The 9,937-nt window shown below is 65.6% G+C and carries 13 protein-coding genes; 8 read left to right on the forward strand and 5 right to left on the reverse strand.

The window, feature by feature from the left end:
- Positions 1–59: 59 nt before the first annotated feature.
- Both J7I79_RS15650 and J7I79_RS15655 read right to left on the reverse strand, forming a co-directional pair.
- Entirely contained in the window at positions 60–419 is a 360-nt protein-coding gene (locus J7I79_RS15650) for a hypothetical protein (RefSeq protein WP_214954722.1), read from the reverse strand.
- Between the two features lie 62 nt (positions 420–481).
- Positions 482–1,699: an MFS transporter gene (locus J7I79_RS15655; protein ID WP_214954724.1), complete on the reverse strand. Its 1,218-nt coding sequence runs from the start codon at positions 1,697–1,699 to the stop codon at positions 482–484.
- Between the two features lie 146 nt (positions 1,700–1,845).
- Here J7I79_RS15655 and J7I79_RS15660 point away from each other — a divergent pair, with 146 nt between their 5' ends.
- Positions 1,846–2,211, forward strand: a complete 366-nt coding sequence (locus tag J7I79_RS15660; protein ID WP_251042868.1) for a hypothetical protein — start codon at positions 1,846–1,848, stop codon at positions 2,209–2,211.
- Positions 2,212–2,271: 60 nt separating this feature from the next.
- A complete protein-coding gene (locus tag J7I79_RS15665) occupies positions 2,272–3,030 on the forward strand; it encodes an SDR family oxidoreductase (protein ID WP_214954726.1) in 759 nt (252 codons plus the stop codon).
- Positions 3,031–3,108: 78 nt separating this feature from the next.
- On the opposite strand, the gene J7I79_RS15670 is transcribed toward J7I79_RS15665, so the two are convergent.
- Positions 3,109–4,356, reverse strand: a complete 1,248-nt coding sequence (locus J7I79_RS15670; protein WP_251042869.1) for a MinD/ParA family protein — start codon at positions 4,354–4,356, stop codon at positions 3,109–3,111.
- A 282-nt stretch (positions 4,357–4,638) separates the two neighbouring features.
- On the opposite strand from J7I79_RS15670, the gene J7I79_RS15675 reads away from it, so the two are divergent.
- Positions 4,639–5,376, forward strand: a complete 738-nt coding sequence (locus tag J7I79_RS15675) for a GAF and ANTAR domain-containing protein (protein WP_214954730.1) — start codon at positions 4,639–4,641, stop codon at positions 5,374–5,376.
- Between the two features lie 27 nt (positions 5,377–5,403).
- On the opposite strand, the gene J7I79_RS15680 is transcribed toward J7I79_RS15675, so the two are convergent.
- The gene (locus tag J7I79_RS15680) at positions 5,404–6,099 is read right to left on the reverse strand and encodes a TetR/AcrR family transcriptional regulator C-terminal domain-containing protein (RefSeq protein WP_214954732.1); all 696 of its coding nucleotides are present in this window, start codon (positions 6,097–6,099) and stop codon (positions 5,404–5,406) included.
- Positions 6,100–6,347: 248 nt separating this feature from the next.
- On the opposite strand from J7I79_RS15680, the gene J7I79_RS15685 reads away from it, so the two are divergent.
- Positions 6,348–6,605 carry a hypothetical protein gene (locus J7I79_RS15685; RefSeq protein ID WP_214954734.1) on the forward strand — a complete coding sequence of 86 codons (258 nt, stop codon included), beginning with the start codon at positions 6,348–6,350 and terminating at the stop codon, positions 6,603–6,605.
- Positions 6,606–6,983: 378 nt separating this feature from the next.
- Here the strand turns inward: J7I79_RS15685 and J7I79_RS15690 are convergent, their stop codons facing one another.
- A complete protein-coding gene (locus tag J7I79_RS15690; RefSeq protein WP_214954736.1) occupies positions 6,984–7,214 on the reverse strand; it encodes a zinc-ribbon domain-containing protein in 231 nt (76 codons plus the stop codon).
- Between the two features lie 145 nt (positions 7,215–7,359).
- Here J7I79_RS15690 and J7I79_RS15695 point away from each other — a divergent pair, with 145 nt between their 5' ends.
- The 4 genes from J7I79_RS15695 to J7I79_RS15710 all read left to right on the forward strand — a co-directional run.
- The gene (locus J7I79_RS15695) at positions 7,360–8,394 is read left to right on the forward strand and encodes an iron-containing redox enzyme family protein (protein ID WP_214954738.1); all 1,035 of its coding nucleotides are present in this window, start codon (positions 7,360–7,362) and stop codon (positions 8,392–8,394) included.
- A 64-nt stretch (positions 8,395–8,458) separates the two neighbouring features.
- Complete coding sequence (locus J7I79_RS15700) at positions 8,459–8,704, forward strand: CDGSH iron-sulfur domain-containing protein (RefSeq protein ID WP_214954740.1); 246 nt, start codon at positions 8,459–8,461, stop codon at positions 8,702–8,704.
- A gap of 139 nt (positions 8,705–8,843) precedes the next feature.
- Positions 8,844–9,608, forward strand: coding sequence for a hypothetical protein (locus tag J7I79_RS15705; protein WP_311380593.1), 765 nt, complete (start codon positions 8,844–8,846; stop codon positions 9,606–9,608).
- Positions 9,605–9,937: phage holin family protein (locus tag J7I79_RS15710; RefSeq protein ID WP_214954742.1), on the forward strand; the 333-nt coding region annotated here is incomplete at its 3' end. The genes J7I79_RS15705 and J7I79_RS15710, both read left to right, overlap by 4 nt.

Consider the following 9,937-nt stretch of genomic DNA (forward strand, 5'->3'; position numbering starts at 1 on the left):
TTGGCCAAACGGAGTTCTAGACAAACCCCATTTTTCCCGATCCGACAGGCATTCTCCGTTTAAACCGCCGCTACACCCTCAACCCGACCGGTGGATCGAGGCTTAGCCCCTTGGGTTCCGGCGGCCGCTTCCGCCGGCGCCCCGTCCCCCACGTCGGATACTGCCGCCGCGTCCTCCTCTTCACCCGCCGCCGTTCCAGCCTCCTCACCAGCCGCCGGGCCGGAGCCCAGGAGCAGCAGGCCGCTCTGCGGCTTGCCCTCGTGCTGCCACGTGTACTCGATGGTCACGAACGCCCCGGCGGTCACTGTGACGGTCGCGGCCGACACCGATTCCTGATACTCGTCCGTGGGCATGATCCGTAGCAAGTTGTGGCCCTGCCAGCTTCCGGTGAACGGCGCCAAACTTTCGATAATCGTCATACCGGCAGTCTGGCGGGTAAGAGCGGCCGCCGCCAGCACGGCACGCCGTCCTGCTGCGTCAGCTAGTAGTTCCGCCGGTGCTTGAGCCGCGGAATCGTGATGGCGAAGACGACGGCGGCGGCGAACCCCAGAACGCCGGTGGCCCACACGCCCGCCCCCAGCGAGACGAGGGCAGTCACGCCGGAGAGCAGCACCGGCCCGCCGGTTGATCCGGCGTCGGCCATGAAACGCCAGAGCCCCAGGAACTGGCCGCGGCCGCGGTCCGGGGAGAAGTCGGCGCCCAGTGTCATGACTAATCCGGAGCTGATGCCGTTGCCGAAGCCGATCAGCAGGGCAGCGAGCAGTAGTCCAGTGAAGCTGCCTGTGAGCGCGATGAGCAATAAGGAGGTGCCCATGATGAGCGTGGAGGGAATGGCTACCCACTGGCGGCCTTTGCGGTCCATGAGTTTGCCGGCCGGATAGAACACCAGCATGTCGATGGCTCCGGAAAGGCCGTAGATCAGGGAGGCCTGTGTGGCGTCCATGCCTAGATGGTCGGCCCACAGCGGGATGACCACCTGCCGGGATGATCGGAGGGCGCTCAGTAGCAGGATGCCAAGGCCCAGGCTCAGGAAGATGCCGGCGTGGGAAACGGCCACGCCGCGGAGGGTGGGCTGCGGGCCGGGGTCGGCGCCGCTTCCGCCACCGGCCACCTGCAGGTCCGGGATGGTGACGGAGAGCATCGCGGCTGCCACCATGGCCACCACGCCCACCCAGTACGCGCCTCCGATGCCGAAGAAGTGCATGACCGCCGCCCCCACGAACGGGCCGATGAACACGCCGATCCTGTTCGTTCCGCCCAGGGTGGAGAGCGCACGGGCCCTGAACTCCACAGGGACGGCCTCGGTCAGGTACTTCTGCCGCGCCAGGCCGAACACGCTGGCGGCCATTCCGACGACGGCCATCGCCACAGCCAACAGCCACAGTCCGTCGGTGATCAGGTAGGACACCCCGGCGGCTGCGAGCGCCAGCGCTCCGGCAGCGGCGGCGCCCACGATGGACCAGCGTTCGCCGAACTTCAGGGTCACCAGTGACGCCGGCAGGTTAAAGAACCAGGAGCCCAGGCCGATCAGGGTCACGATGAGGGCCGCGACGGCAACGGACGCACCCAGGTCCCGGGCGGAGAGCGCCACCACCGGAAGAATCGCTCCCTGGCCGATGCTGAAAAGCAGCGTGGGCCCGAATGCCGCCACTGCAATGCTGCGAAGGCTGAAGGGCTGCGGGTCATCTGGGGAAGTCATCAGATTTATCCTATGGCCCGGGTTCCGCCGTCGGCACCGCGGGGAATCCGGCGCACATTGGGGGGTCACAAAAGGCCTCGCGAGGACTACCGTTTGCCTTGTGGGGTACTTAGACGTGTGCCCTTCACCAAAAGGAGGATCGTCCCATGAGCGAAGTGTGGATACGCACGGTCAACAACAGCCTGGTCCGCGGCAGCATGGTCACCGAGATCGCTTCCACCCGCGGGTCCCTTCATGAGGACCAGGGCTACGCGCTGAAGGTCATCCTGGACGGCAGGGCCCACGTGCTGATCGACGACGGCGAGCTCCGGGGCTCGCTGACCGAACGGCTCGAGTATGCCCGGAACCTGGAGGACGCCCTGTTGCTTGCCTTGGACGAGGCCGGACGGATGGAGGCGTCCGCGGTGGTGGAACACGATCCGGAGCGGGACCGGTGGCAGGTTGTTGCCGGCGCGGAACTGGGTGGTGGTGTCCAGGCCGGCCTCAATGCTGCGGCAGGATCGCGTGTGTAAGAAAGTACGCACTCCCTTCTCTTGCCGGGGTTGGCTGCCTGCCAGCAAAGGAAGCACGCTATGAAAATCGCCGTTGCCGGGGGAACCGGAACTGTCGGTCACCACGTGGTCAGCATCGCCAGGGACCGAGGGCATCAGGTGGTGAGCCTGAGCCGTGCAGACGGCGTGGACCTGGTCACCGGCCGCGGCCTCGACGAGGCACTCCGGGGTGTGGAGACGGTCATCGACGTTTCCGGCATTCAGACTAGGTCGACCAAGAAGGCCGTGGACTTTTTCACGAACAGCACCCAGAATCTGTTGGCTGCCGAGAAGAAGGCCGGAGTGCGCCACCATCTTGCCCTCTCGATTGTGGGCATCGACACGGCGACGTCAGGGCTGTACGCGGGAAAGTTGGTGCAGGAGGATTCGGTCCGCCACGGCGGTGTGCCCTGGACCCTCCTGAGGTCCACCCAGTTCCACGAGTTTGTGCCCATGACCGTCGGCTTGGCTTCATTGGGCCCGCTGGTGCTTGTTCCGCAGATGCGGACCCAGCCGGTCGCGGCGCGGGAGGTGGCCGAGGCGCTGGTGGATGCCGCAGAGACAGGGCCGCTTGGCCGCATGGCAGACCTCGGCGGGCCACACGCGGAGGAGCTGGAAGACCTCGTCCGCGCCTACCTGCAGAAATTCCGCAAGCGGAAGCAGATCGCGAAACTATTCATCCCCGGTTCCATGGGCAAAGCCATGCGCAGCGGCGACCTCATCCTCAAGCCGGGTGCCGCCGTCGGACGCCAGACGTTCCAGGAGTGGTTGGAGACGGACGCCTCTCCCCCAACTAGGTAGCAGCAGATGTCGTTATGAGCGCCCATAACGACATCAACTGCGACCTAGTTGGGCAGGCAGGCAGGGAAGGGGAAGCGCCTAGACGTACCCGTCCACAATCGCGGCCGCGATCTCCTTGTAGGCGCGGCGGGTCTCGGGACGCAGCACGTCCAGGGTGACCAGGTCGCCGTCGGCCACTCCGCGGTCGTGCGGGACGGCGATCAGCTGCCGGCAGATGCCGGAGAGGTGTTCCTCGATGGCGTCCTTGTCCACGCGGGAGGAGACCTCGTCCTTGTCCGTGATCACCACGATGGCGTTGCGGGCCAGCTCCTCGTAACCGTGGCCGGCGAGCCACTGCAGGGTGCTGCGGGCACGCTTGGCGCCGCTCACCGCGTACCCGGCGGCGATCACCAGGTTGTCGGCGGACTGCAGGATGCCGCTCATGGCGTTGTGCGTGACGCCGGTGCCGCAGTCGGTCAACGCCACGGAGTAGTAGCCGGAAATGAGCTTGCGGATGCGGAGGTATTCCTCGGCGGTGAGCGAGTCCGACACCTCCGGGTCCTGCTCCCCCGCGATCAGGTGCAGCCGCCCGGCGTGGTGCATGTAGCGGGCCAGCGCCGTGAGGGAATCGACAGATTCGATGTTCTTAAGCAGGTCCGTGATGGTCCGCGGGCTGGCCTGCTGATAGATGCCTTCGCCCAGGGCGCGCTCCACGAGGTCGCCGGAGTCCGGGTTCGCGTCGATGGCGCACGGGGCGTCGCCGCGGAATTCGGCGAGGGTCAGGCCCACGCCCACGGTGGTGGAGGTCTTGCCGATGCCGCCCTTGAGGCTCAGCACGGCGGTGTTGTAGCTGCCCTGCAGCTGGCGGGAGATCCGCCGGCCCAGTTCGTCCTCTTCACGCTGCCGCGGCCCGGGGCCCAGATTGATGGCTCCGCCGGTCATGGCGAAGAGGGCGCCACGGAAGCCGCCGCGGGGGCGCGGCTTCTGTTGGCGGACAAAGGAACCCGGTGAGGTGATGAAGTCGGACACGGGCGCGTCCGCTGCCGCCAGCTTGGCGGCCTGGCGCGAGGCCACACGCTGCGTGGGAACAGCGGAGGCGGTCTCGTCAGCGGTAGCGTTCGACGGCGGCGTGCTGGGTTCCGCGGGAACGGCCCGGCGGGAGGCGGCCGGCTGCGACGTCGGGAGAGCGGGTGCTGACGCCGGCACCGGGGACGGCACCGCGGCGGGAGCCTCCTCCGGACCGGACTCTACTTCGCCCTGCGCGTCGGCGACGGCGGCCGCTTCTGCCCAGGAACTCCGCCGGGTGGGAGCAGTGCGGCTGGTGTTGGGAGTTGCAGCGGCGGGCATGGTTCCTGTCCGGGCATCCGGAGACGCACCGGCCGGGCGACGGAGGTCGCGGCGGCGGCGCGTCTGGGGCTGCCCTGCATTTTTTGCATGGGCTCGTGCGTTCTTATCGGCCGATTCTGGCATGTTTGTCCCCCCAGGACTTTCGGCAAAGCGTGCAACGGCACTTTACGACGTGGGTCAAACAGCAATTCTAGGTGCTTCGGCCGAAAAGTCCGCCACACAAAGGGAGGAAGAGACGCCGCGCACAGTTGCTCCGCACCGGAGTGCGCTCTACATTGAGGCATGGCCAACTCCCCTGAGCGCGAACGCGTCCTGGAACTTCAGGACCATATTATTGGCACCGAGAATGTTGCCGAGTTTCTGCAGCGCCTGTCCGTCATGGCAGCGGCAGCAGTGAGCAGGGCGACGTCCAGCAAGGTCGAATGCGGAGTGACGCTGAAACGACGACGGCGCACGGCCACCGTGGCCGGGAGCAGCCCCAGGGCGCTCACCCTTGACCGGATCGAGCAGGGCATCGGGGAGGGCCCTTGCATCGAGGCACTCCGGATCAAGTCCCCGGTGCTGCTGAGCAACATGGAGACGGATCCCCGCTGGCCGGTGTATCGGGATGCGCTGGCCGCCGAGGGGTGTCGGGGCACGCTGGGGGTGCCGCTGGAGCTCGGCGAGGAATCGGCGGCTGCACTGAACTTCTTCGCGTTTTCCGGCGGGGTATTCACGGACATGGTCATCCAGGAAGCTCAGGAGTTTGCCGACATCGCCGGCGGTGCCGTACGGCTGGCGGTCCGCCTGGGCACAGCGCAGTCGCTGGCGGAGGATCTGACCGCCGCGATGGAGAGCCGGACGTCGATTGACCTGGCGTGCGGCGTGATCATGGGCCAGAACCGCTGCTCCCAGGCCGAGGCTATGGCCATCCTCACCAAAGTTTCCAGCCACCGTAACCAGAAGCTGCGCGTGGTGGCGGAAGAGATGCTCAGCAACCTCACGGGTGGCGACATCCGCACGCACTTCGATCCGGCCTGATCCGGACGCCTCACGCCAACGCGGCGTCTATTCTCCCGGCGCGACTGCCCGGGGGTTTAGCCGCTCGGCAAGTCCGGACAGAAGGATGCTGATTCCCTGATCCAGCTCCACCGCGCCGTCGTAGTCCGCCAGTACAGGCGCCAACTCACGGAGGTGGGCGAATTCGCGGGGCGGGAGCCGGTGAAGGCCCAGCCGAAGCAGCGCCACGTTTTCGTCCGGGTCCACAATGAACTCCTGAAGTTCGTTCAGGATGTGCCCGTACAGGAAGCCGTAGTAGGCGCGGTACACGTGGAGGGCGTCGTTGGGCGCAAAGCCTGCCTCAATGAGCAGGCCCAGAATCTGCTCCAGCGGGCGTAACGTCCCCAGCGGCCGCAGGCCCAGCGGGGTGGACAGCGGACGCGTCACCAGCAACGGCACAACGTTGGGATGCCGGAGGGCCAGGAGCCGCAGATCGTGGGCGATCCTGCGAAGCTGACTCTGCCAGTCGGGGTCCTGCGGGAAGATGGCCAGCTCGTTCAGGACCAGTTCGGTAATTCCGTCCAGCAGATCAGCCCGGTTCTCCGCATAGCGGTAGAGGCCCATGGGGTCGCGGTCCAGGGCCTGGCCCAGCCTCCGCATGCTGAGGGCGTCAAGGCCCTCGGCATCCACCAGCTCGAGCGCCGCCTGAAGGACCACCTCGCGGTTTAGCCGTCTTTTGGGGGCAGTGTCCTGCGGGGCTGTCATCGTCGTGGTCCTTTGGTCGGGAATAGCCGGCATGCGGTCGCTTCTGGGTGATCTCTATTGCTTAACCCGTAGTCTACGCCTAGAGTCTACGGTGTAGATGCATTCCGCTGAAGACACCAAAACTCCGGATACGTCACACCTACCGCTTAGATCAGGGTGGACCGCTTCAGGCCTTGTGCACGGATCTGGAACGTAGCTGCTGTAGCCGAATGGCGGCACATGATGCACTGCATGGAAAAGAACCAATCATGGCCGTTTCACATTTTGACCGCTTCCTGAGTGAAGCCACCGCCCCGGACCACGACGGCGACTTGTCGCTGAGGAAGGACCAGCTGTACGGGCTGTACACCAGCTGGTGCATTCTCAACCAGTCCATTCCGGCAGCCGGGTCCGCATTCTGGTCCGCGATGAAGCACCACCGCATCCGGCCTTCGGACAGCCGGCTTCGTATGACGGGGCCAGCCGCCGCAGACTACATCCTGGCCACCTACCCGGTCCTGGTCTAGCGAAATGTCAATCAGTTTCGAGCTCCGCCCGCGGGTGCTCGGCGAAGACGTTTTGGTCGACAACATAACGGGCGAGTACATCCACTGCGGAGAACCCATGAAAGCGCCGGATTCCGGGCTGGGGGGCATTTTTGATACCGCTTCCACGGAACGCCAAATCCCCGGGGCATCGCTGAGGACATACCTCCGGACGCGTGTCCGAAGGTGCGCCTGCGGCTTCCAGATCGAGCTTCCGCGCCAGCCGTTGGCCGCCGAGCCGCGCAAACCATCTCCGGACGTGCGCCACCCCTAACGGACGAAACCGGCTTGCTGACCAGCCTTGGGGGCTGGTCAGCAAGCCGGTTTTTTCTTGGCCACGGCACGCCCGCATTTTTGCCCCTACCGGGATAGCGCCCGCAGTCCCCCACGCGACAGGGAAGATCGCTGCCCGCAGTTGGAACAGGTGATCCGGAACTTCCGGGACAGGGTGATGAGCGGGATGAAGAACACTGTGAACTTGGAAGCCCGCTCCTCAAGGTAATGCTCAACAGTGGACCCACAGTACCGGCATGTCGAAAGCCTGCCGGGCAGTGCCTTTATTGCCGTCTTAATTCCGAAGAGAAGCAGCATCTCTTCCTTTCAGGTTGTGGTTGGAAGCAGGAAGCTCGGGCTGTAGTTGGAAACCGGGGAAGCCGCGGAGCCCAATTAGTAAGTGTGCTTATGATACCTTCATGTTTCCTCACCACACTTCCCCGCTGTCAATCCAAGGAGAGCCATGAGAGCCCCTTCGGCCCGAGGGCCCGTCAGCAGCAAATTGCTCGCCGTCATGGCCGGAACGCCTGGGGTTGATGCCGAACCCGCGACCGCGTTGCAGGAATCCACCGTCCGGCAACTCTCATCCACAGCAGACATCATCGTGGATGAGGATCTGCAGCTCGCCCTGTTTTGCCTCTACGAGCTCCACTACGGCGGCATCGAGGGCGTGGACGAACGGTGGGAGTGGAATCCGGGCCTGATCACAGTCCGCCAACTGCTGGAGGATGCGTTCGAAGACGCGCTGCGCGCCGCCGTCGAACTTCCGCCGCTGGACGACCTGGACAGCGACGGCGTAGCCGGCGTTCTGTTCGAACTGGCCGGCAGGGACAACGGACCCAGCATGTCCCGCTTTGTGGCCAAGAATGCCTCCAGGGAGCAGCTCCAGGAATTCCTGATCCACAAGTCGATCTATCAGCTCAAGGAAGCGGATCCGCACACGTGGGCCATCCCGCGCTTGTCCGGCCGCGCCAAAGCAGCCTTGGTGGAAATCCAGGCCGACGAATACGGCGGCGGCCGTCCGGAGAGGATGCACAGTGCACTGTTTGCGCGCACCATGCGTGGACTGGGGCTGGACAGCGCCTACGGCGGCTACGTCGACGTGGTCCCTGCCATTACCTTGGTCTCGGTCAACCTGATGTCACTGTTCGGCCTGAACCGCCGGCTGCGCGGAGCCATCGCCGGCCATCTGGCCGTCTACGAAATGACGTCATCCCGGCCCAACCAGCTCTACGGCAACGGGTTCCGGCGGCACGGATGTTCGGCCGATGTCACCCATTACTTTGACGAACACGTGGAGGCCGATGCCGTCCACGAGCAAATCGCCGGACGCGACCTCGCAGGGGCCCTCGTTGAAGCCGAACCGGAACTGCTGGCAGATGTTTTCCTTGGCGCGACGGCAGCGCTTGCCATCGATGCCAGGCTCTCCGCCCACGTTATGGAGGCCTGGGAAAACGGACGCTCATCGCTGCGCGCAGCTGCCCGGGCCGCGGCCTGACTGAGGCCTGACCGGGGCCTGACTGAGGCAAAATCCGCCATCCGCCACCGAAGGAGTATCACCCTTGCAGCAAGCCGAACGTCCGACGAACGACGCCGATCCGGCCGCCACAATCGTGGCCTGCCCCGACGGTCCCCTACTGATCCGGGGAGACTTCGAAATCGTGTCGCCGTCAGGGGACCCGCTCCCCCGTCGCCGACAGACCGTCGCACTATGCCGGTGCGGAGCCTCCGCACTGAAACCGTACTGCGACGGCACCCATAAGCTCACCAACTTCCGGACCGGGACTCCGGAGGCGTCCCACGAGTAGTCCGGCGGGCAACGCGGGGACAACCCCGGACAAAGAGATGGCAAGGGTGCTTACTATTAATTAGTAATCATGCTTACTATTGGGGAGCCGGTAGAGCTGGTTCATGATCGGCAACTGACCTTTTGGAAAGAGAGTGAAGATGACACAGGAGCAATGGCGCCAGGACGGAACCGACAGCGAACCGTCGAAGTCGGAGACGGCCAAACAAGAGGCCGCAGATGTTGCCCACCAGGCCGCAGGATCAGCCCAGCAGGTCGCCGAAACCGCCAAGACGGAAGCCGGTGTTGTCGCCGCCGAGGTGAAGACCAACGCCAGGGACCTTCTGCATCAGGCCACCTCAGACGTCAGGGACCAGGCCGGGGCGCAGCAGCAGAAGGTGGCCCAGGGGCTCCATTCAATTTCCGGCGAACTCCGCACTATGGCCGAGTCCTCCGAGCAGCCCGGTGTGGCCACGGACCTTATCCGCCAGGCCGGAGACCGCTCGGCCTCCGTGGCGTCGTGGCTGGAAGCCCGCGATCCTGGTTCCCTGCTGAACGAGGCAAAGACCTTTGCCCGCAACCGCCCCGGCACGTTCCTCCTTCTTGCCGCCGGAGCGGGCATCCTGGCAGGCCGGCTGACCAAGAGCCTGGCCGCAGGAGCACCTGAAGGCAGCGCCCCCAGCGTCGGTGCAGGTTCTTCCCGGACTTCAGCGCAGCAGCAGCCTCCACGGCTCGGCGCCCAGGAGACCGGCTACGCGGCCGGAGCAGGGACCCCGTTCTTCGATGAGCCCGCCCTTCCTGGCACCGCAGGCCCGGTGTCGACACAGAACCTCCCGGGCGGAACCGCCACCGACGGTTCGCTGAGGGACCGTCTGCCGGCGTACGACGGCGATCCGTCCCGTACCGGCGACGGGCGCCACCTATGAGCAGCCAGTTTCCGGAACCGGCTGCCTCGGAGTCGCATGTGAAGGCGGACACGACGTCCCTTGGTGACCTGCTCGGAGACGTGACCCGGGACATCTCCACGCTGATGCGCCAGGAGGTGGAGCTAGCCAAGGTAGAGCTGAAGCAGTCCGCCACCCGTGCGGGGAAGGGCGGCGGGATGTTGGCCGGCGCCGGCGTGGCTGGCCACTTCGTGCTCCTGTTCCTGTCCCTGGCGCTCTGGTGGGCGCTGGGAACGGTGATGGGGCTGGGCTGGTCCGCCGTGGTCCTCGCCGTGATCTGGGGCGTCACCGCCGCCGTCCTGGCCGCCGTC

It is taken from the genome of Arthrobacter sp. ISL-69 (assembly GCF_018613775.1).
Lineage (GTDB): Bacteria > Actinomycetota > Actinomycetes > Actinomycetales > Micrococcaceae > Arthrobacter.

What these genes read in the sequence shown, in the direction of transcription:
- J7I79_RS15670 (WP_251042869.1), bottom strand. Translation starts at nt 4,356, where the DNA reads ATGCCCGCCGCTGCAACTCCCAACACCAGCCGCACTGCTCCCACCCGG.
- J7I79_RS15665 (WP_214954726.1), top strand. Translation starts at nt 2,272, where the DNA reads ATGAAAATCGCCGTTGCCGGGGGAACCGGAACTGTCGGTCACCACGTG.
- J7I79_RS15685 (WP_214954734.1), top strand. Translation starts at nt 6,348, where the DNA reads ATGGCCGTTTCACATTTTGACCGCTTCCTGAGTGAAGCCACCGCCCCG.
- J7I79_RS15705 (WP_311380593.1), top strand. Translation starts at nt 8,844, where the DNA reads ATGACACAGGAGCAATGGCGCCAGGACGGAACCGACAGCGAACCGTCG.
- J7I79_RS15660 (WP_251042868.1), top strand. Translation starts at nt 1,846, where the DNA reads ATGAGCGAAGTGTGGATACGCACGGTCAACAACAGCCTGGTCCGCGGC.
- J7I79_RS15675 (WP_214954730.1), top strand. Translation starts at nt 4,639, where the DNA reads ATGGCCAACTCCCCTGAGCGCGAACGCGTCCTGGAACTTCAGGACCAT.
- J7I79_RS15655 (WP_214954724.1), bottom strand. Translation starts at nt 1,699, where the DNA reads ATGACTTCCCCAGATGACCCGCAGCCCTTCAGCCTTCGCAGCATTGCA.
- J7I79_RS15695 (WP_214954738.1), top strand. Translation starts at nt 7,360, where the DNA reads ATGAGAGCCCCTTCGGCCCGAGGGCCCGTCAGCAGCAAATTGCTCGCC.
- J7I79_RS15690 (WP_214954736.1), bottom strand. Translation starts at nt 7,214, where the DNA reads ATGCTGCTTCTCTTCGGAATTAAGACGGCAATAAAGGCACTGCCCGGC.
- J7I79_RS15680 (WP_214954732.1), bottom strand. Translation starts at nt 6,099, where the DNA reads ATGACAGCCCCGCAGGACACTGCCCCCAAAAGACGGCTAAACCGCGAG.
- J7I79_RS15650 (WP_214954722.1), bottom strand. Translation starts at nt 419, where the DNA reads ATGACGATTATCGAAAGTTTGGCGCCGTTCACCGGAAGCTGGCAGGGC.